The 20,981-nt window shown below is 69.2% G+C and carries 12 protein-coding genes; 6 read left to right on the plus strand and 6 right to left on the minus strand.

The window, feature by feature from the left end; translation table 11 throughout:
- Positions 1–80: 80 nt before the first annotated feature.
- On the minus strand, positions 81–938 hold the full coding sequence (locus KEG57_RS41760; protein ID WP_272422339.1) for a hypothetical protein: 858 nt from the start codon (positions 936–938) through the stop codon (positions 81–83).
- On the opposite strand from KEG57_RS41760, the gene KEG57_RS41765 reads away from it, so the two are divergent.
- Positions 910–1,377: a helix-turn-helix domain-containing protein gene (locus KEG57_RS41765; RefSeq protein WP_272422338.1), complete on the plus strand. Its 468-nt coding sequence runs from the start codon at positions 910–912 to the stop codon at positions 1,375–1,377. The genes KEG57_RS41760 and KEG57_RS41765 overlap by 29 nt on opposite strands.
- A 4-nt stretch (positions 1,378–1,381) precedes the next feature.
- Here KEG57_RS41765 and KEG57_RS41770 read toward each other — a convergent pair whose 3' ends face one another.
- Positions 1,382–4,525 (minus strand): serine/threonine-protein kinase, encoded by a 3,144-nt coding sequence (locus KEG57_RS41770; protein ID WP_272422337.1) that lies wholly within the window; start codon positions 4,523–4,525, stop codon positions 1,382–1,384.
- 99 nt (positions 4,526–4,624) lie between these two features.
- On the opposite strand from KEG57_RS41770, the gene KEG57_RS41775 reads away from it, so the two are divergent.
- The 5 genes from KEG57_RS41775 (at position 4,625) to KEG57_RS41795 (ending at position 12,289) form a co-directional block, all read left to right on the plus strand.
- The gene (locus tag KEG57_RS41775; protein ID WP_272422336.1) at positions 4,625–5,524 is read left to right on the plus strand and encodes a sigma-70 family RNA polymerase sigma factor; all 900 of its coding nucleotides are present in this window, start codon (positions 4,625–4,627) and stop codon (positions 5,522–5,524) included.
- A gap of 131 nt (positions 5,525–5,655) precedes the next feature.
- On the plus strand, positions 5,656–6,459 hold the full coding sequence (locus KEG57_RS41780) for a hypothetical protein (RefSeq protein WP_272422335.1): 804 nt from the start codon (positions 5,656–5,658) through the stop codon (positions 6,457–6,459).
- A 136-nt stretch (positions 6,460–6,595) separates the two neighbouring features.
- Positions 6,596–9,331 carry an ATP-binding protein gene (locus KEG57_RS41785; protein ID WP_272422334.1) on the plus strand — a complete coding sequence of 912 codons (2,736 nt, stop codon included), beginning with the start codon at positions 6,596–6,598 and terminating at the stop codon, positions 9,329–9,331.
- A gap of 247 nt (positions 9,332–9,578) precedes the next feature.
- Positions 9,579–10,604, plus strand: a complete 1,026-nt coding sequence (locus KEG57_RS41790; RefSeq protein WP_272422333.1) for a peptidase associated/transthyretin-like domain-containing protein — start codon at positions 9,579–9,581, stop codon at positions 10,602–10,604.
- Positions 10,604–12,289 carry a hypothetical protein gene (locus tag KEG57_RS41795; protein WP_272422332.1) on the plus strand — a complete coding sequence of 562 codons (1,686 nt, stop codon included), beginning with the start codon at positions 10,604–10,606 and terminating at the stop codon, positions 12,287–12,289. Before KEG57_RS41790 ends, KEG57_RS41795 begins: the two co-directional genes overlap by 1 nt.
- Here the strand turns inward: KEG57_RS41795 and KEG57_RS41800 are convergent, their stop codons facing one another.
- From KEG57_RS41800 to KEG57_RS41815, 4 genes are all read right to left on the minus strand, one after another.
- On the minus strand, positions 12,290–12,958 hold the full coding sequence (locus tag KEG57_RS41800) for a TetR/AcrR family transcriptional regulator (protein ID WP_272422331.1): 669 nt from the start codon (positions 12,956–12,958) through the stop codon (positions 12,290–12,292).
- A gap of 55 nt (positions 12,959–13,013) precedes the next feature.
- The gene (locus tag KEG57_RS41805; RefSeq protein ID WP_272422330.1) at positions 13,014–13,658 is read right to left on the minus strand and encodes a hypothetical protein; all 645 of its coding nucleotides are present in this window, start codon (positions 13,656–13,658) and stop codon (positions 13,014–13,016) included.
- A gap of 166 nt (positions 13,659–13,824) precedes the next feature.
- Entirely contained in the window at positions 13,825–16,839 is a 3,015-nt protein-coding gene (locus tag KEG57_RS41810; protein ID WP_272422329.1) for an ATP-binding protein, read from the minus strand.
- 236 nt (positions 16,840–17,075) lie between these two features.
- The gene (locus tag KEG57_RS41815; protein WP_272422328.1) at positions 17,076–20,921 is read right to left on the minus strand and encodes a serine/threonine-protein kinase; all 3,846 of its coding nucleotides are present in this window, start codon (positions 20,919–20,921) and stop codon (positions 17,076–17,078) included.
- Positions 20,922–20,981 lie beyond the last annotated feature (60 nt).

A 20,981-nucleotide genomic window follows, 5' to 3' on the forward strand; every position in this document is an offset into this window, starting at 1 on the left:
TTCGATGCGAGCGCCGGGCGGGTTTTACGTGCACCAACGGGTACAGTGCAAGCGGAAAAAGGCCGTGGCATTTGCCCGACTCAGCACTCCCAGAAGGCGTCCTTCGCGAAGACGTAGAACCGACCATCGCCACCGCAGTTGAGGTCCTCGACGAGATCTTCGTCGAACTGCGCCAGGAAGTCGGCGGCGCCGTCGTCCTCGTCGTGCGTCTGGAGCCAGCCGGGGCGACCGAGCGCGCGTGCGCGGAGATCGCGGATGAGGTCGCGGATCGCTTCGATGCGGCCGTCTTCGTCGTCGGCGTAGGGATCGAGTACCACCGAGGGGATCGCAATGCGCACGGCCTCGTAGCATCCGCCGTCGTCGCCGTGGCCCTTCGCGAGCGCCGCTTCGGAGAGCAGCACGACCGCGGTCTCGCCGCTGTCGCGCTCCCAGGCGCAGTTTTCCTCGCGCTTCGACACGAAGACCGCGAGCGCGCGGACGTCCTCGCCATGGCCCGTCCGCTCGCGCAGCTCGGGCATCGCCGCATAGTCGAGGGTGATCACGTGCTCCATCGGCTCGCTCTTGCACTTCGGCCACGCTTTCTTCGTGATGCCCTTCGGCGACGACGCCGTACGCAGCGTCGACGCGGGATCGAGCACGCGGCGCGGCACGAGCGCGTAGATTGCCGCATCAAGCGGGAGCCCCAAGGCCTCGGCACGCGCGCGGATGGCTTCGATCTCCGCGGGCCTGGGCCACTCCACGATCGGCGGCGTGGCCCCCGTGGTCATCCTCGCATGAAGCTCCTCGCCGCGGGCGCGCACCGCGGGATCGGGGTGGTCGCGGAGGGCCTCGATCCAGGCGCCGAGCTTCGCCGCCGGGAACCGGACGAGCGTCTCGTCGTGCCCCACAAGCGCGCCGGCACGGAGCTGCGTGACGATCGGCTCCGAGCGTGAGCCCATCGCCGCCGTCGATCGCGCGCTCGCGGCCCTGGCCGCCGCGGAGATCCTCGATCCACGGGCGCGCGAGGACATCGTCGCCGAGGAGTCGCCGCGTCTCGCGAGGACGTGGGCAGCCGTGCGCGGGATGTACATGCGCCTCGCGACCGCGCCGTCGCTCCAGGAGCTCGCCGATCACGCCGGCGTTTCGTTGCGCCAGCTCGCGCGCGACATCGACGAGCTCGGGGCCACGTTTCCGCTCGGTGCCGACGGCTTTCGCGAGCTCACGGGCGACATTCGCCTGCGCTGGGCGGTGCTGCTCCTCTCCTCGCCTGGGCTGCGTGTCGCCGACGTCGCCCGCAGCGCCGGCTACGGCAGCAGTGTGGCGCTTGGCCGGGCCTTTCGCGAGGCCGGCCTGCCCCCGCCGAGCACCGTGCGCCGCGCCTTCGGCGACAATGGCTGATCGATCACCGCCGAATGCGAGCCACCCAGGCCTCGACGTCCGCGGCGGCGGCCACTGCCCTCGGTCCGGACGCGAGATATCCCGCCCGTGCCTCGTCCGCGAGCACGACCGCGCGCCGCCGGTCCTCCCCGGCCGCCACGAGCGCATGCGCGAGGGAATACCGTGCGTCCGCCAGCCTGGTCGGGTCGCCCGGATGACGCAGGAGCAAAGCGATCGCGCGCTCGAGCAGCGGAATGGCTCGTTTGGGTGCGTGACGCTCGATATGGATGTCCGCGAGCGGGACGAGCGCGTCCGCGAGCGAAGGGTGATCCTTCCCGAGCCGCGCCTCGTTGATGGCGAGGGAGCGCTCGACGAGCGGCTCGGCTGCATCCAGGCGGCCGACCGCGCCATAGATCCTGCCCAGCATGTCGAGCGTGCTCGCGACGAGCGGATGCTCCGGCCCGAGCGCCTTCTCACGAATCTCGAGCGCGCGACGCAGGAGCGAGAGCGCCTCCTCGTGGGCCCCTTCGTCGTGACGCACGATGGCAATGAAGACCAGCGTGCTGGCGACGACGGCGTGATCCGCGCCGAGGATTTTTTCACGTATCGCGAGCGAGCGGCGGTAATGGTCGAGCGCCTCCTGTTTGCGCCCCAGCATGTGCAGGGCACGCCCCATGGCTTCGAGGCAACTTGCCGCTTGCTCGGAGTCCTCGCCGCGCTTGTGGCGCTCCCCCTCGTAGGCTTGCTGGAAGAGAGGTAGCGCCGCGGCGTGGTTGCCCCGGACCGTGAGGATCCGGGCCAGATCGAAGAGCGCCACCAATCGCACCGGGTGCTCGGGCGGCAAACTTCGCTCGCTGCTCTCGACGATGGATCGGCTCTCGGCCTCGGCCTCGGCCATCGCACCGCTCTCCTTGTGGACGAGGACGAGCGCTCGGCGCGCGTGCAGCGCCGACGGATGGTCTTTGCCGAGTGTATTCGACAGGGTGGCGATCGCTCGATCGACGGACGCTCGGGCCTCGGCGAGCTTGCCCTGAGAGCGCTCTGCGCTCCCGAGCCCTTGCAGCGAGGCCGCGAGGAGCTCGGGGTCGTGGGGCGCGAAGCGCTCGACCTGCTCGATGGCGTGCCGACAATCCGCCTCGATCTGCGGCGCATCGGCGAGCGCATTGCCTCGCGTGCAGATCCGCACCGACAGCCGCGCGAGGAGCTCCGGATTGGCCCCGCGCCTGCGAAGCGCCGCCCGCGCATACTCCAGGGCGCGTGCAGCCTCGTCGACCCGGCGCACGTCGAAGGCCAGCATGCCGAACAGATCGACCCAGGCGCTCGCCACGATCTCGTCGTGGTGACTCGAAATCGCCGCGTGGGCCGCCGCGTGATAATCCCCCTCGGCTTCGCGATCCTTACCGAGGAGGTCGCGAAAGCGCGCGCGCAAGTAAAGCGCCTCTGCTTCCAGCGGACCATAACGTGTTTCGGCGGCGCGCGCGACCAAAGGATCGACCCGCGAGAGCCCGTTCTCGTAACGCCCTACGGCGAGCTCCGCGCGCGCACGGGAGAGATCCCCCGTGACCCGGGTGATTGCCTCCTGCGCCGCCGTGCCCTCCGGACGCGGATCCATCGAGGAGAGCGACTCCAGATTGGCGCAATCGCTGACGGGCGCGAGCTCGGAGACCGCATGCGCGCTTTGGTCGACCACGGCGACGTCGGCCTGCGCGAGCGCCTGGGTGAGCGCGCCGAGGTCGGCGAGCCGCCGCTCGAGGCACACCATGCGCCGGCCGAGCTGCTCTTCCGTCTGCTCGCCGCGCACCCGGGTCGCCTCGCAGGCCTGTGTATGCGCGTCCGCCCATTCCGTCGCGCGCCGGTCGAGATGCGCCGCGACCTGATCAAAAGCCCCCGCCGCATAAGGCAGCCCGGTCGCGACAAACGCCTCACGGACGGCGGCACGCCCGGACGCGTCCCACACGCCCTCGAGCCTCCTCGACGCCCCGCGACAAGGCGGCTCCGCCGAAGGCCCCATCGACGCCCGGACGACCCCGCCCGCGACGACGGCCGCGAGCAGCGGGACGACCCACATCGCAATCCGTCGGCGGAGCGCGCGCCGATCCCGTTCGAGGATGGCGAGCAGATCCACGAGCGAGGGGTGCCGGGCTTCGGGTTTCGCGGACAAACCACGCCGGAGGGCCTCGTTCAGCCAGGCAGGGATATCGGCCGCGCGCGGGGCGTGGATGTCTCCGCGCTGAATGGAATCGAGGATCTCGGCCTGTGTATCGCCGCGGAAGGGGCGTACGCCGTGGAGAGCCTCGTGGAGGGCGACGCAAAAGCTGAATTGGTCCGCGCGCGCGTCGGCGCGCCGGCCCTGATGTTGTTCGGGCGCCATGTAGGCGGGCGTGCCGGCGACGACGGTCTGCACCGCCTCCGTCTCCGCGCCCGAGCTCGAAGCTTTCGTGTCCCGGGGATGCCCGTCCCGCGCGAGGCCAAAATCGAGCACCCGAACCCTGCCATCACGCCCGACCACCACGTTCGCGGGCTTGAAGTCCCGGTGCACGATCCCCATCGCGTGCGCGGCGGCGAGCCCCCGGCCCGCTTGGAGAAACACCGGTAGGATCTCGGGCAAGGGGCGACGGCGCTCCGCGAGCCACGCGGCGAGCGTCGGCCCCTCGACGAACTCCATCACGATGAAGACGTTTCCGTCGGTCACCCCCACGTCGTGGATCGAGACCACGTTCGGATGGGCGAGGCGGGCCAGCGTCTGCGCTTCGGAGAGCAGGCGCGCTCGGGCCGGCTCGCTCCCTTCCCCTCGGTCCTCGGCGCGGAGCACCTTCAATGCCACCCGCCGGTTCAGCTCCGGATCGTAGGCGGCATACACCACGCCCATACCGCCGGCGCCCACACGGGAGAGCACGACGTACCGGCTGACGGCGCTTCCAGGCTGAAGCGGGGCCTCGGCGCCGGGCGGGCGCGTGTCCTTGGCCGTCGTGGCAAGGTCTTTGGGACGGCCGGCGAGCTCCGGCGTCGCGCTGGTCTCCCGTGACGTGTGGAGGGGCTGTCCCACCACGGCGAGCAGCTCCTGGCACGCGGGGCATTCGTCCACGTGGTGCTCGGTCCGCGCGGCCGTCTCGGGGGCGAGGTGGCCGCCGAGGAGCGCGTTCAGCGTGTTCTCACCCGGGCAATCCATGCGAAGACAGGGCACGTTATCGTGCGCGTCTTCTGCGGGCAAGAGCGCGACCGGGCCCTCTTGGCAGGATCCGCTCCCGTGATGCTACCATGCGTGCACATGGGAGACGGACCGGCTCTGGCTCGCTGCTTCTCGACTGCGTGGAGAGCCGCGCGGCCGGACGCTCCCGCGGATTGGCTCGATCTCGACGAGACCTCGCTCGAGGCGGCGCTCGCCTCCCTTCTCGCCGCGGCGCGCGCGACATGGACCGACGTCAGAATCGAGCCCGATGTATTCATTCCCTACCTTGCCGCGAGGATTGACACGGATGTCCCATTGATTCGCGCGCTGTCGCACCGCGCGTGCGCGGACCTGTACCTCGCCTGCGCTTGCGCCCGCGGCGACGCGACGGCCATCGCGACGTTCGACAGGACCTTGCTGCGTGACGTCACGGCTGCGCTCTCCCGTATCGACCTCGGGAGCACCACGCTGGAGGACCTCAGGGACCGTATCCGGCATCGTATCCTCGTCGGCGAGGGTGGCGTGCTTCCGCGAATCGCCGAATACGCGGGCCGGGGGGATCTGCGCGGGTGGGTCCGTGTCGTCGCCGTCCGCGAGGCGCTCGGCCTTTTGCGCAAACAGAAGCGTGAAGAGCGCGCCCACCTCGAGCTCGCCCAGATCGACCCCGCGTCGGGTGATCCCGAGCTCGCCCGGATCGAGCGGCTTTACCACGAGGAGTTCCAGAGCGCGTTCCGGGAAGCGCTGGCCTCGCTGTCGCCGCGCGAGCGCAACCTCCTCCGCCAGCACTACCAGCAGGGCCTCGGCATCGACGAGCTCGGTGTGCTTTACGACATCCACCGCGCGACGGCGGCCCGCTGGCTCGCCCGTGCCCGCGAGCGCCTCGCCTCCGGCACGCGGCAGCGCATGCGCGAACGCCTGCAGGTCGAACGCGGCGAGTTGGACAACATTCTCCGCCTCATCCAGAGCCGGCTCGAGATCACCCTGCGGTCGCAGGGCTAGGCGGCGAGGAACCGACGTCGACATTTTCAAAAAAAAATGCGACCCCGGGCCGCGACGAGCATCCCCCGGATGCAGGGCCTGCGCCTGATGGCGCGCCGTCAGGTGGCATGCTGACGTCCGGAGTTGTGAAAATGAACACGAAAGCCTTCTCCCTTCTGCTCGCTTTGTCTCTCTCGCTGGCTGCGTGCAGCAATGTGCGACAAACGACGCCCCTCGCCTACGCGGGCGACGACGGGCGATCCACGGTGGCGTCCCTCGAGGCCGCCATTCAAAAGCGAGGCTATCGCCCCGTCTGCAAAGAGCGGGAGTTCTGCAAGTTCCAGTACGGCCAGGAGGTCTGGGTCCATTTCAAGACGGGATCCGACAAGGTCGTGATGGCCGTCGATGTGGTCGATGGGAAGAAAATGCCCGCGGACAAGCGAAAGGCGCTGACGGACGAGGCGACGGCCGTCGGGGAGGCGATCTGGCGCGAGGCGAGCGCGGAGGCGATCGAACGCGAAAAGGTCGCAGCCGAAAAGGCGAAGGCCGAGGCCGCGGCGCGCGCGGAGGCGGAGCGGAAGGAAGAGGAGCGCAAGGCCGCCGAGGCCAAGGCCGGAGGAAACGGGGGCTCGAGCGGCGGCGGGCTCGGCAGATTTCTCGGCGCGGCCGCCGACGTCCTCGGAGGCATCCAGGTCAACACGGGGCCCGGGCAGGGCAATGGCGCGGGGTCGGGGTCCAGTGGGGGCAATGCCTCGGCGCATTGCTGCGTGAACGGCTCCTATTACCAGTGCCCCTCGGCGGCAGCCGTGAACAAATGCGCCGGCGAGTCCGCCGCGTGCCTCTCGCGCTGCATGTCGAGCAGCGACATGGGCTGCGGCGAGCGCTGCATGAAGGAGCACCCGCCGGATCCCTCCGATTGCCAGCGGCAGTCGGACAAAGACGGTCAGTGCAGGTGAATCCGCCCCGGGTCGTTCCTGTCCGCGTCTCCGATGTCTCGCCGTGACCACGAGCCACGCGCCGTCCACCCGCTCGCGTCCCCGAGCGGGCTTTGCGAACATGGCGGCCGAGGCGCGGTTCACGATGTCGGATGCCATGAAATCAAAGGCGCCCACGAACGTGTACGAGAGCCCGTCCTCGTTCGTGGGCCGCGCCTTGGACCTCGCGACGATCCTCGCCCGGTTCGACGAGGGCGCGCGGCTCGTGACGATCGTCGCGCCCGGGGGCATGGGCAAGACGCGCGTGGCGACGCGATTCGCGACGCTTCACGGCGCGGCCTACGCGGCGCACGGAGGCGGCGTCTGGTTTTGCGACCTGACGGACGCCGGCGACGTTTTGGCGATGTGCCGCGCCGTGGCGTCGGTCCTCAGCGTGGCGCTCGAACGGACGACGGAGGAGAGCGCCGTGGTGGCGGCGCTGGGGCAAGCGATCGCGCGGAAGAACCGCGTGCTTTTGGTCCTCGACAACGTGGAGCACATCGCGACCGCGGCCGCCGGGGTGGTGGCCGCGTGGATGAAGGTCGCGCCGCACGCGCGCATCCTGGTGACGTCGCGCGCCGTGCTCGGCATTGCGGGCGAGCACCTCGTGCCGCTGGAGCCGCTCCGAGTCCCGCAGTCCGGCGCGAGCCGCGAGGAGCTCTTCGCGACGGAAGGCGTGGCGCTGTTCCTGAGCCGCGCGCGGGAAATGCGGCCCGATTTCGAGGTTGGGCCGGGCGAACTCGCGGCGCTCGGGGACGTCGTGCGCGCGACGGACGGGATCCCGCTCGCGATCGAGCTTTGCGCGGCACGCGTGAGGCTCCTCGGGCTCGCACAGATACGGAGCCGTCTCGCCGAGCCGCTGGATTTCCTGGTCCGGCGTGAGGATCGTGGGCGGCACTCGTCCATGCGGCGCGCGATCCTGGACTCGCTCGTGCAGCTCGAGGAGACCGAGCGCGCGTGCTTCGCGGCATCGTCGGTGTTTCGCGGGGGATTTACATTGGAGGCGGCGGAGAGCGTGCTCGAACGGCCGGGCGCGGACGTCCTCACCGTGCTGGAAGGGCTCGTCGCGCGCTCGCTCGTGCGGATGCGCGCGGAGGGCGACGAGACGCGCTTCTCGCTCTTCGAAGCGATCCGCGAGCTCGCCGCGGAGGAGCTCCAGAAACGGCCGGAAGAGCTCGATCACGCGGCGAGCCGGCACACGCGCTGGTTCGCGCGGTTCGGTCGCGCGCTCGCCGAGGAAGCGGCCTTCGGCGGCGCCGCGCGGGAGAGGCTCGGCCACGAGATGGACAACATGGTGGCGGCGCACGCGCGTGCGCTCGTCGATGCCGAGCGTGCGCCCGATGGGGACGGCGCCGAGCTCGCGCTCGGGCTCGCGCTCGCGCTCGAACCGGTCGTCGTGCCGCGAGGTCTGTTCGAGCTCCGGCTCGTGCTGCTCGATCGAGCGATCACGGCTGCGCAGGCGACGGTGTCCGGGACGAGCCTCCCGGATTTCGCGGCCGCCCTCGTCGCGCGAGGCGTCGCGCGGCGCGAGCTCGGCGACCCGAAGGCCGCGGCCTCTGATCTGGAAGCCGGCCTCGCGCTCGCGCGCGCCCGCGGCGATGCGGCGCTCGAGGCGCTCGCGTGTATGCACCTCGGGGAGATCGTCGAGACACTCGGCCGCACGGTCGAGGCGCGAGCGCACTTCGCGCGAGGGCTCGCGTGCCTCGGGGGCGCGGCTGCCGGCCGATCTCGACGCGTGCGTGAGGCCGAGATCCGGGCGTGCCTCGGGCATGCGCACCGCCGCGAGGGCGAGCTCGCGGCGGCCGAACGCGAGGCGAAGCGCGCGCTCGCGCTATACCGCGAAGCCGACGGCGAGGATCGGCTGCCGAGGGTGCTTTACGAGACGGGGGTCATCGCCCTCTTTCGGGAGAGTTACGCCGAGGCGAGCGCGTGTTTCGACGAGGCGCTCGTGATCGTGCGGCGCATCGGCGACAAGCACGCAGAGGGCGCGGTCCTGAGCGCGCAGGGCATCCTCTTTCAGGAACGGGGGAAGCTCGACGAGGCGCTTGCTTGCCACGCGCGTGCGGTGCGGTTGTTCCACGAGATCGGCAGTCGTCATCGCGAGGGCAGCGCGCTCTACTATCTCGGCGGGGCGTTCCTCGAGCGAGGCTCGCCGGGCGAAGCGACGAAGCTCCTCGGGCGCTCGTTCGAGCTGATGGGCGCGGCCGGTTTCCAGCGGTACGAGGCGCTGATCGCTGGGTGCCTCGCGTCGGTGTGGTCCGACGAAGGGGATCCCGAGGCCTCCGCGCAGTGGCTCGCGAAGGCTCTCCGCGCGGCCGCCGCGTGCGAGAGCGAGCCGGCGCTGCAGGCGACGCTCGCGATCCACGAAGCCCATGTCGCGCTGGCAAACGCGAGCGAGCCCGAGCGGTCGCGGCTCCTCGAGAACGCGCGGGCGCTCGCGCGCGGGCGCTCGAACGACGATGTGCGTTTCGCGTTGCGGATCCTCCTCGCGGCGGGCCGGCATGGGCTCGCGGCGCCCGCGGAGGCGCTGGTCATTTCCGACGGCGGGGCGCGGTTCCGGCTTCCGGGGGCCCGCGCGTCCGTGGATCTGTCGCGTCGTGCGCCGCTGCGCCGCATCCTGCTCGCTCTCGCGAAGTTACGGGCCTCCGCGCCGGGTCAGACGTTGCCTCTCGACGAGATCATCCGCGCCGGCTGGCCCGGCGAACGGATCGGCGCGGACGCTGCGGCGAACCGCGTGCGCGTGGCGCTCGCGACGCTGCGCAAGCTCGGGCTCCGCGAGGTCCTGATGACGGGGCAGGGCGGATACCTCCTCGACCCCGCGACGGCCGTCTACATCCCATCGCAGGGCCTTTGACGGACGGCGCCACGGTTGCGCGGGCGGCACCCTCCTCGCGCAGCGAAGCTTGCCATGCCGCGGCGCGGCGAGGCGCTCGCGCGCGATTCGCATTCCGTAGGAGAGGCGCGAGCAGCGCCATCCAGCGAGATTTGGGCCCGAACGTCCGGTCGGAACGTCGCGCACCGGCGGCATGTGTGGCGTCGATGTTCGCATTTGCCTCGGTCCGCGCGAGACGGCGGAGCCGAGCGCTACGCTCCGACGGCGCATGTACACATCAAAGGTCTTGCGGCGCGGGTTTTTCGGGGGCGTCACCGCAACGCTCCTGCTCTCTGCGCTCGCATCTTCCCCCGTGGCAGCCGACGAGGACCCGAAGACGCGGGCCCAAAAGCTGTTTTTCGAGGGGCTCACGGACCTCCAGGCGGGTAAGAAGCAGGCGGGGTGTACCAAGCTCCGCGAGAGCCTCTCCTTGTTCGCGACGCCCAACACGCTGTTCAATGTGGCGCGCTGCGACGAGGACGAAGGGCAAATCGCGTCGGCATTGGAATACTGGCAGCGGGGGCTTTCGCTGATCGACGCCAAGGATCCGCGGGCGAAGGTCGCGAAGGGGCGAATCGATGCGCTCGACGCGCGGGTCCCGCGGCTACGGGTGATATCGCCGGAGGGGCAGGCCATGAGCGCCATTTCGCTCGACGGCAAGGAGCTCGGGCCGAGCAAGCTGGAGGCACCCTTGCGCGTGGAGCCCGGCAAGCACGTGATCGTGGTGCGCGCGCCGGGACGGGAGGACCGGCGCTACGAGGTCGATCTCGCCGAGAAGGAGCGGACGGAGGTGGTCGTCGAGCTGGGGCCGGAGGTGGCCCCCATCGACGTGCCCAAATCCTCGCCATTGACGAGCAGCAGCGCCGAGGTCCCACCGCCGCCTTTGCCGCCTCCGGCGAGCGGACGCAGGACGGCGGGGTTTGTCGTGGGCGGGGTCGGCCTCGCGGGAATCGTGGCGGCGGGGATCACCGGGGGCATGCTCGTCGCGCGTGACGCGCAGATCAGGAACGATTGCGACGAGAATGGTGTCTGCAAGAAGGGGAGCACGGGCTACGAGCTGTCGCAGACGAGCGGACCGCTCCTCGTGGGGAACGCCGTGGCGTGGGGGGTGGGGATTGCGGGAATCGGAGCGGGGCTCGCGCTCGTGCTCACGGCGCCGTCGGGAAAGGCAGGCGAAGCACGGGGGCGGGAGGCTGCGATCGCGCCGCTCGCCGTGCAGGGGGGCGGAGGTTTGTGCATTTCGGGGAGGTTCTGATGCGGTTCATCTCGGCGTTCGCGGTGGCCGCGAGCCTCGTCGCGCTCGGCGGCTGCGCGCTGATGTACGATTACAGTGATTTCCGCGAGGAGGACACGCCCGGGGAAGGGGGAGCTGGGGGCAACGGTGGCACCGGGGGAGCTGGTGGCACCGGGGGCGCCGGCGGTTCTGGGGGCTCTGCGGGCTCCGGCCCGTGCGAGCCAAATGTGACGGAGAGCTGTTTCACGGGGCCTCCGAGCGCGCAGTATGTGAAGCCCTGCCAACCGGGAACCCGAACGTGCCTCGCCAATGGCACCTGGGGAACTTGCGAGGGAGAAATCCTGCCCGGCGTCGAGCTTTGCCGCAGGGATGGCAGCGAGAGCTGCAATGCCGTCACGTGTCCGGAGGCCGACTGGAACCGGCGGTATGGGGACGACAAGGAGCAGGAGGTGCTCGCGGCCGCCGTCGACGGGGACGGGAACGTCCTCCTGGCCGGGCGATATCAAGGCGTCCTCGCGCTGGCTGCGTCCGCCGGGCTCACGCTCGGTCCGACGAACGAGGTTACGACGGACGACGCCTTCGTGGCCATGTTGTCTTCGACCGGGACTCCTGCCTGGATTCAGGGATTCGGCTCGATTGGAAAGCAGCCCCGGCGGGCGGTCGGCGCGGTGTGGGGAGCGCCGAAAGGACAGGCCATCACCGTTGGGTATTACACCCGCGCGCAGTCGCCGGACGACAGGGACGGGTTTTTGGCCTGGGGGACCGGGTCGACGACGAACCTCGTGCGGCTCGACGGTGCGGGGAACGAGGAGCCCGTGGCGGTGGCCGTCGACAAACAAGGATACGCCTACCTGACCGGCACGGTCCGAGGGACCGGGAGTTTGCCCTGCATTGGCGGGATGGCGGCCGACTACGACGCCGCCGACGAAGACCTCTTCGTCATGAGCTACGATGTGGCCTTCAGCCAGTGCAGGTGGGCCCGGGTTTTTCCGGGTGGAACCCACAAGCCTCGCGCCATGGCCGTCGACGCCGGTGGGGACATCTTCGTGACAGGCAGCTACACCGGCACGATGGCCGTCCCCGGGGTGCCGGTCGACGACGCCGGCGCGACGGTCCGTGCGTTCGTCCTGAAGCTCGACGGCATGGCGAAAGCACAATGGGCGCGCACGTTTGCCGACGCGGAGGGCGCCGCGGTGGCCGTGGAGCCCTCCGGCATCTCCAGCAAGGTGTTCGTGACCGGCACGATGAACGGCACGGTCGACTTCGGCAATCAGCCCTTCCCCACGAATGGCAAGGACGCCTTCGTTCTCACGCTCGACAAGACGAGCGGGAACACGACGTGGAGCACCTATCTCACGGGGGCCCAGGAGCAGCACGGAACCAGCATCGCGCTGACGGCGGACGGCGGCGCCCTCGTTGCGGGCCATTTCTTCGGGACCTTGGATGTCTCGGCCGACGTCGAGCTCACGAGCCGTGACAACAACGTTTTCTTGTTGAAGCTCTCCGCAAATGGTTCGCCCTCCTTGGCCTATCAATTCGGCGGCGCAGGCGAACCCGCCATGCCCCGTTCGGTTCGCGTGTCGGCCGGGCCTTCCGGGATGATCCTGGCAGGCGGCTGGATCCATCCGCTCGATCTCCAGCCCAATGTCGTCCTCGCTCCTGGCGGCGCGCTCGACATCTTCGTCGCCCGGTTTCCCAAGCCCTGATCAGCCGGGCGTCTCGGGCGCGGCGTGCTCTTTGGCGTGCCGCTCGCGCAGGCGCCCGATATAGCCCAGGATGAGGTCGGTGATGTCCGCGGTGAGCCGGAGGTCTCGCAGCTCGTCCGGCCGCTGGGTCAGGGCGTCCATGAGCAGGGTGCGGACGAGGAGGACGAGGCGCGCGGCAGCCCGGGAGGCTTCCTCCGCGGGAAGCTCAGGCGCGACGCGTTGGACGAGCTCCTGGGCGCGCTCGTTGAACATTTGCCACGCCTCGTCGTTCGCATCGAGATCACCGAAGCGCAGCACCTGCAAGGCGATCACCTGCCATCGATCGAGATCGACGGTGTGCGCGGCGACGAGGCCCATCGCGAAGCGACGCACCATTTCTTCGGGACACGTGGCACAGAGTGCGTCACGCATTTTTTCGTCGAGGCGCGCGAGCATCTCCCGCACGTGGGAGTCGATCAGCGCTCGAACGATGGCGTCTCGATTGGGAAAGTACTGGTAGAGCGAACCGACGCTCGCCCCTGCGATCTCGGCGACGCGACGGGTCGTCAATGCCTCTTCGCGACCGTGCTTCAAGATGCGGACCGCAGCCTCGATCACCGCGCTGACGAGCGCCTGCGAGCGGCGCTGTTGCGGTACCTTTCTAGGTGAGACGGCAGATCGGTCCGGCATCTGGCCTCGAAACGCTATCGCGCACGGTGCGGTGCGTCAAGTTGTAGGGACGTTCTCAGGGCGATTGTCCGATCGGCACCACGACCACGCCGTTTGGCGCCGGCAGCTCGAAATTCATCGTCACCTCGTATGCGGGGGTTCCCGCCTGCGCGTCCATGTCGGAGGCATACACCGGCACCCGGATTCGATATCGACCCGCCCGAGCCACGTGGGGTTCGTGGCAGGAGCACCCCTCGGCGCTCGTTCCAAACGTATATCGCGTCCCGGACCAGGTATCCGTGGATTGCGCGCCGACATCGACGGGTACGCTGGCCATCAGACATGCTCCGCAGGTGAGGCAACCGTCGGTGCTGCTGCACGGCTGGGTGCACATTGCGTGGGTGGACACCGCTGCATAGCCGTACTCGCACGATTCAATCGTATACTGGAGGAAACAATCCTCCCGCAGGAAGGCCGGGAATGCCCCGTTGTTCTCGAACTGGAACGTCACCTCGTACGGCCCGGGATCCGACGCCGGGGTCTCGACCGCGCACTCCGGCGGGATCACGCCTCCCTCGCCGCCGCTGCCCCCCGTCCCGCCGCCGCTGCCCCCCGTCCCGCCGCCGCCGCCGCCGGACCCGTCCTGGTTCACCGTGCTGCCGCACGCCGCCGAAAGCACGAGCCCGAGCGCCATTGCACCACGCATCCACCACGAAATCATGTTGCGCCTCCTTGGACCGAGGACGGGCATGGGCTCGACCTCTCGGGTCGCTTGCATGGCAATATCAGCGCCGATCACGAAAACCTCGAGGATCTCGACGCATCGACGCTGACTGCCAGGTCAAACGGCGCCGAGAGTGTGCCAGCATGAGCCGTCTTTTGCCTCCTCAACCTGGACGCGCCTGCTCTTCCTGCGGGCCTTCGAGCGGGAGCGCTACCGTGAACGTAGAACCCTGGCCGATGTCGCTCTCCATCCAGATTCGTCCGCCGTGCCGCTCGACGATGTCGCGGCTGATGTAGAGGCCGAGCCCGAGCCCGCCATACGCCGTGATGGGCGCGTTCCGGGCGCGGAAGTAACGCTCGAAGAGCATCCCTTGTTGCTCTTTCGGAATCCCGATGCCGGGATCGGTGACGGACAAGAGGGCCTGGCTGTCGCGCTTCGCCAATGCGACACGAATCGTCCCGCCGGAAGGCGAATATTTGACCGCGTTGTCGAGAAGATTGGCGATCACCTGCGCGAGACGGCTTCGATCCCCGATCACGACCAGGTCGTCGAAGGGCTCGACCATCACGATCGCGTGCTTCTGCAAGCCCATGGCCGCATTCGCCACCGCCTCGCGCGCGAGGTCGGCGAGCGAGACTTGCTCGGCCCGGATCGTGAGCCGCCCCTCCGCGATACGCGAGACGTCGAGCAGATCATTCGTCAGCGCCGTCAGCCGGCCGACCTGGGCGAGCGCCCGGACAATCGGCTCCTTGTCCACGGGCAGCCCGTCGCGGAGGCGGCGCGCTATCTGCTCGAGGCGTAATGTCAGCGTGGCGAGCGGCGTCTTGAGCTCGTGGGAGGCAATGGAAAGGAAATCGTCCCGCACGCGGATCGCCTCCTGCGCCTCCTGATAGAGCTTCGCACGCACCTCCTCGGCGCGTTTCTGCTCGGTCAGATCGACGACGACGACGCCCACGCCGAGGAGATCTCCGCGCGCGGTCCTGACAGGATAATAACTCGCGAGCCAGTGCCGTTCGTGATCGGGCGTCGCCGGGACCCGGGCCGATATCTCCACACCGACCAGCGGCTCTCCCGTGTCGAGGACATTACGAATGTAACGCTCGACTCGCGGGGCGAGCTCCGGGATCGCTTGGCGGGGCGTCTGTCCGACATCGTCCTCCGGCGAACGCCCATGGATGGCCACCGCGAGGGCCCGGTTGCTGCGCACGTATCGCATTTCCTTGTCGAGGAACGCGAGCCCCACGGGGGCGGTCGTGAACAACGTGTCGAGCAGCGCCAGCGACTCTTCCTTGCGGCGCAGGGCTTCCTGCGCTTCGCCATAAAGTTGCGTGTTCTCCAGCGCCGTCGCGCACCTTCGACCGAGCTCCTCGGCGAGGGCCTGGTCCTCCGGTGAAACATGGGCGCCGATCGATTTCGCGCCGATCGCGAGCACGCCGAGCGCGCGCCCCTTCACCCTCAAGGGTACGAGCATCCGCGGCGTGGCGCCGAGGGCGCGCAGGAGCGCGAGGTGCGCCTCGTCGCGCGCGGCCGCGCGGAGCGCCTCGTCGGGGACGTCGGGCGCGAGGAGGGGCTCGCCCGAGCGCAAGACCTCGGCAAAGCCGAGCGGATCGTCGGAACCCGGCAGATAATGCCGGAGGAGGGGACACAGGCTCTCGGCGATCGTCGGGCTATCGTGCGTCGCCGCCGTCGTCGGTCGGCCGTTCGCGAAGGCGCCTTCGGGCAGGACGATTGCACACCACCGACCGAGCGCCGGGACCACGAGCTCCACGACCGCCGCGAGCGTCGGCTCGACGTCGAGCGACGCCGCCGCGAGCTTGCGGCTCGCCTCGGCGAGCAATGCCATGCGACCGTGCGCGCGCTCCGCCTCGGCCCGCAAACGGCGCTCCTCGACCAGCAATCGATCACGCTCCGCCTCGGCGCGAAAGCGCCGCGTCACGTCGCGGAAGCTCCACACCCTGCCGATGACCTCCTGGCCGAGCCGCTGCGGGCGCGAATAACGCTCGAAGAGGCGACCATCCTTGAACGCGATGACATCGTAACTTTCCTCGTCGGGGGACTCGTAGAGCCCCCGCACCTTCGCGTGGTACGCGGCCGGATCGGCGATCTGATCGAGGACGAAGGCCAATGCCTGCTCGTCGCTATGCGACGCGAGGACATGCAATGGAAGCCGCCACATCTCCACGAACCGCTCGTTGTACGTGTGGATGGCCGACCCGTCGGACGCGGTGACGAGGATCCCATCCGCGGTCGAGTCGAGGGTCGTGCGCAGGAGCGAGACCGTTCTCTCGAGCTCTGCTTGCACGAGCTTCCCCTCGGTGATGTCGACCATCACCCCGCGCAGCTTGGCAGGACGGCCATTCTCGAGCACCACGCGGACATAGTCCCGCAGCCACACCACCCGGCCATCGGCGGCGATCATCCTGTATTCGAATCGATGCGGCTCCCCTCGGGCCGTCGCGTCCTTGCAGAGAGCCAGGCACCAGTGGCGATCGTCCGGGTGGATGTGGTCCACCCAGAAACTCGGCTCCTCGATCCACCGCGCTACGGGATATCCGAGGACCTGCTCGGCGTGCGCGCTCACGTAGCTGAAGCGGAACGTGTCGGCGTCGACCTCCCACACGATACCGTCGACGTTGTCGATGATGTCCTCGATGCGACTCAACCGTGCCGCGTGCCGGACGCTGAGAGGCTCTCCGGGCGCGCGAACGGCCTGCTTGCCGTCCGCCGCGCCGTCCTGGCTCATTGCCGGCTCCTGCTCGGGAGCGGCGAGCCCCACGAAGGCGAGCGCGTCGAGCGCCTCGCCGTTCTCCGCTCGCAGGGCGTGCACGTGGCCCGAAAGCGGGACGAACTGCCCGCCGTCGGCAACGACGCGGTAATCGACCGGGCGGCTTTGGCCGGTCGCTGCTACGGCGTGGCATACGTCGCGGAGGTGCGCCTGATCCTCGGGGTGAACGTGGGAAAGGACGCTCGCGCGTGGCGGAACGTCGCTCCTCGTGAGGTCGAACAGCGTGCGGGCCCTTCGGTTCAGGAAGGAGAGCGACAGGTCGGCCGCGTCGGCGAGCCAGACGATGGCCCCGAGGCTGTCGAGGAGCGAAAGACCACTCCCATTTCCCCTGAACATCTCGCGCAACGTGCTCCCCGCCGTCTGCGTGTCCAAGTCGCTCGCTGTACCGTGCACGTCGTCAATCCTTCCCTCGAAGCGGTCCAACGGCTCTTCTACATACCCGATACATACCCGACGGCGGGAGCACTTACAAAGCGGCGCGAACGGGCTCGGGAGCGAGCGGGAGCAGCCGCTGTCTGTCCTGCCGATCTTGGTTCGGCAAGCTGACTATCCCCGCTTACCCAGTCAGGACCAGGATTGTCTGTAAAATGGAAAGTATGCGCACGTTTGTGGCAACGAGGCGGACTGGGCTAAGCGGCGACTTGCTCCCCGGCGGCAGCCAGGGCGAGGATGCGCGCGTTCTCGGGGACGTTTTCGAGAAAGCTTCGGCAGAGCTCCGGGTCGTCGATCTTCGCGGCGCGCGAGAGCAAAATGTCGCGGGTCTCGAGCAGCAGGGCCCGCGCGCGGGCGTGGTTGCCCGTCGCGTACAGCGCCTCGGCGTGGACGAGGCGCAGGTGCATTTCAAAGGGGCCGCCCCGACCGCTCGCATCGCGCTGCATGGTCGCGTCCTCGGCGAGGCGCAGCGCCTCGTCCGCACGCCGCTGCTGGAGGAGGATGTCTCCGAGGGTCGCCACCGCCACCGCATGCCATGGCGTGGTGCCCGAGAGGACCTCGGCAGCCGCGCGCGCCTCGCGCTCCGCTGCGTCGAGATCTCCGGAGCGCCCCAGGATGATTGCCAGCGTCGCATGGACGAGCCCGAGCAAATAGGGGGTGTTGCGCGCCGCCTCGGAGTTCCGGAGGCTCCCTACCAAGGGCCGCGCATCCTCCAGAGCCCCCCGCGCCACGAGCGACCAGGCCCGGAACCACTTCCCCCACGACGCATAAATGGCGGACTCCTCGTCCCCCTGAACCATTTTGCAGAGCTCCTCCTCCATGCGTGGATACGCCCCGAGGCACAGGTAATCCACAGCGACGTTCAGGCGAGCCTTCGCCGTATGCCGCCGCTCGCCGGCCTCCTGGTAGCTGGCCACGGCAGCTTTCGCAGCCTCGAGGCTTCCCCAGGGGTCACCCTCGAATTCGAGCATCGTGCTTTTCGACTCGTACAGCCTGCCCCGAATCTCGGGATCGTGCGCCGCGAGGGGGCTGCCGAGCTGCTCCATCCGTGCCGCGCAGAGCTCTGCGAGGTCCAACCTGCCTTGTTGAATCAGCGTATCCCAGACGAGCCCGAGGGCATACACGAGCTCCCGCACGCTTTCCGGGGACGGCACCAGGTCGACGAGCGCCTGCACGTCGTCCCTGAGCCCGGTGGACGCTGGGAGCATCGGCGCGCTCGCGAGCTTCCACGCCATGGCCTTGATCCAGAGCGGCGTGTGCGGCGTGGCCAGCCGCAGGAGCTCCACCATACCCCTCGCGAGCGAGGCCCAGTCCCCTGTCCACCCGTACGCCTCGCTGCGGACGAACAAGAGCGACGTGCGCAGCTCGCCCAAGGCTCCACAGCCGAGGCCTCGCTCTGCGCAGGCAATGGCCGCACGCAGATCCGCCCCCTGAAGCATCTGCCTGGCCGCCGCGAGATACCACTCCGCCGCGCGCTCCGGACTCTTTCCACGCTCGAAATGCTCGGCCAGGCGCAATGCGTCGGACTCACCCCATTCCAGGAGCCACTCCCCGGCAAGCCGATGCCCAAGCGTGCGGTCTGGCTCCGTCAGCATCGCATGAGCACCCTCCCGCAGGAGCGAATGCCGGAATGTATACTGCTCCTCGCCTGGAAACCTGCTCGTCTCACTGTGCTGCACGACCTCGCGCGTGGCCAGCATCTCGAGCCACTCGTGCGCGCCGAGCGCCTCGTCCCCGCCGCCGAGCAGGTGCTCCACGCCGCCGCACCAGAAAACATCTCCGAATACGCTGGCCGCGCGCAGCACGCGCCGCGCGCCTGCGGGGAGGGCGGCGAGGCGCGCCTCGACCATGGCCAACACGGTCTCCGGCAGTTGCTCTCCGCGGCCCTCGGCCACCGCTCGGATGAGTTCTTCCAGGAAAAACGGATGCCCCGCGGCGCGCTCGACGATCTGCGCAATCGTCCGAGGATCGGCCCCATCCCCGAGCGCACTTCGAGCGAGCTCCTTCGCTGCCCGTGGGGTCAGCTCGCCCAGGCGAATCTCGGACAAACCACGCTCCGCCCATACTTTGGGAAAAACGTCATGCACTTCGGGACGGCCAAAGGCTGCCACGAGGAGCGGCTTGCCAGCGAGATCCCGCAGCGCCGCATCGACGAGCTTCACCGAAGGCAGATCGCCCCAATGCAGATCCTCGAGGACGAGCAACACCGGGTGCGCACCACACTCGGCGGCCATGAACTGCCGAAAGGAAAAATGAATCTGATCGGCCATGAGCCGCGCATCGAGGCGCGCGGCGCGGAGTTTGGCGTTCTCGTCGTCGGGGAAGGGCGTGCCCGTCATTTCGCCGAGAAACCCCGTCACGTGGCGCACCTCGGGCTCGGCCACGTGGCGCGCGACCCGCTCGGTGAGCTTGCGCCTCCGTTCCTCGATCGGCTCGTGGCCGGCGACCGCGAATGCATAACGCAGGGCCGAGCCAACGAGGGAAAACGCCGACCCTTTGCTCATCGCATCGCCGCGCCCGATCCACACGTCGACCGCTGGATGATGCTGTAAGGCCGCGCGGACGAACTCCTGGCGAAGGCGTGATTTTCCGATTCCGGGCGGCCCGGTCACGAGCACCGCACGCGCGATGCCCTCGCCGACGGATTCGTCGAGCAAGTCGAGGAGGGCGCGCTTTTCTCGTCCGCGACCCACGAACGGGCTTGCTTTGCCGAGCAACGTGCGCGCCGCCGCGCTGATCTCCTCCTCGTGCCGAAGCTCGAGCCCGCCCGGCCCATGTGCCACCACGAGGCGCGCTTCGAGGAGCCCCGCGGTCACCTCGTCGACCAGGACCCAGCGGTCCGCGGCGCGCAGGAGCGTGGCGGCTCGATCGAGGACCTGTCCGACCGGGAGTCGCTCATCGAGCTCGCCGAGACCGGTCGTGACCGCTATGGCCGCTTCCGGGGCGCGCAAATGCAACCGCAAGGCACACCGTGCGGCCCGCGCCGCAGCATCGGAGGCACTCGTGGCATTCATGAAAACCGCCAGCATCGAGCCATCCGCCAGCCATTCGACACGTGCGCCAAATGGCTCCGCGGCCGATTCCAGCGCCTCTCGGCGCGCGCTCGTGTGCTCGGTGTCGACGCCCTCGGCCGTCGCGCTCACAGCGACCATACTCAGCAACCGCTGCTCGCTCCTCGTCAGGGCCTCCGCGGGCGGCACCTCGGAAAGCCACGACCAAGTGTCACGTGCATCGAGACAGGCGAGCGCCTCCGCGACCTCCCCGGCATCGACGAGCCGATCGGCCGGATCCTTCGCGAGCATACACGCGACCAGCGCTTCGAGCCGCACCGACACCTCGGGCCGGAGCTTTCGCACCGGTGGTGGATCCTCGAGCAGGACTTTCGCCAGAATGGCCATCACGTGCTCGCCTTGGAATGCGGGCTGCCCGGTCAAGCACTCGAACAGCACGGCGCCGAGCGCGAACACATCGACGCGCGCGTCGAGTGACGGCGCGCCACGCGCCTGCTCGGGCGCCATGTAGCTCGGCGTCCCCAGCACCACGCCCGTCCGCGTGAACCGTGGCGAAAGCGGCATACGCGCGAGGCCAAAATCGAGCAATTTCACCCGATCCAGCGCGCCGTCCACGAGGAAGACGTTGCTCGGCTTGATATCGCGGTGCACCACGCCGCGCGCATGCGCCGTCGCGAGGGCCGAGGCCGCCGCGCTGATGACGCCGACGCTTTCCTCGACCGTGAGCCTCCCGCGCGCGAGCCTCTCGCCGAGCTCCTCGCCTGCGAGCCATTCCATCGCGAGGAAGGGCTCGCCCGCGCTGGTGATTCCGTGCGTCACATACCGGACGATGCCCGGATGATCGAGCCCTGCGAGCACACGCGCCTCGATATCGAATCGCGCGATATCGCGAGGCTCCCGGTCATGGAGCACCTTGACGGCCACCGGCCCGCCGGAAAGGCGGTCGTGGGCCTGGAAAACCGAGCCCATTCCCCCCGAGCCGGCGACCCGCTCGATCACGAATCGATCGTCGATGACGTCCCCCGCCTGCATGCGCCCCCCGATGCGGAAAAACCTAAGGTCACGTGCGGGCTTTGCTCAGAAAATCGGAGC

The organism is Polyangium jinanense, from assembly GCF_028435365.1.

What these genes read in the sequence shown, in the direction of transcription:
- KEG57_RS41760 (WP_272422339.1), bottom strand. Translation starts at nt 938, where the DNA reads ATGGGCTCACGCTCGGAGCCGATCGTCACGCAGCTCCGTGCCGGCGCG.
- KEG57_RS41770 (WP_272422337.1), bottom strand. Translation starts at nt 4,525, where the DNA reads ATGGATTGCCCGGGTGAGAACACGCTGAACGCGCTCCTCGGCGGCCAC.
- KEG57_RS41775 (WP_272422336.1), top strand. Translation starts at nt 4,625, where the DNA reads ATGGGAGACGGACCGGCTCTGGCTCGCTGCTTCTCGACTGCGTGGAGA.
- KEG57_RS41780 (WP_272422335.1), top strand. Translation starts at nt 5,656, where the DNA reads ATGAACACGAAAGCCTTCTCCCTTCTGCTCGCTTTGTCTCTCTCGCTG.
- KEG57_RS41785 (WP_272422334.1), top strand. Translation starts at nt 6,596, where the DNA reads ATGAAATCAAAGGCGCCCACGAACGTGTACGAGAGCCCGTCCTCGTTC.
- KEG57_RS41790 (WP_272422333.1), top strand. Translation starts at nt 9,579, where the DNA reads ATGTACACATCAAAGGTCTTGCGGCGCGGGTTTTTCGGGGGCGTCACC.
- KEG57_RS41795 (WP_272422332.1), top strand. Translation starts at nt 10,604, where the DNA reads ATGCGGTTCATCTCGGCGTTCGCGGTGGCCGCGAGCCTCGTCGCGCTC.
- KEG57_RS41800 (WP_272422331.1), bottom strand. Translation starts at nt 12,958, where the DNA reads ATGCCGGACCGATCTGCCGTCTCACCTAGAAAGGTACCGCAACAGCGC.
- KEG57_RS41805 (WP_272422330.1), bottom strand. Translation starts at nt 13,658, where the DNA reads ATGATTTCGTGGTGGATGCGTGGTGCAATGGCGCTCGGGCTCGTGCTT.
- KEG57_RS41815 (WP_272422328.1), bottom strand. Translation starts at nt 20,921, where the DNA reads ATGCAGGCGGGGGACGTCATCGACGATCGATTCGTGATCGAGCGGGTC.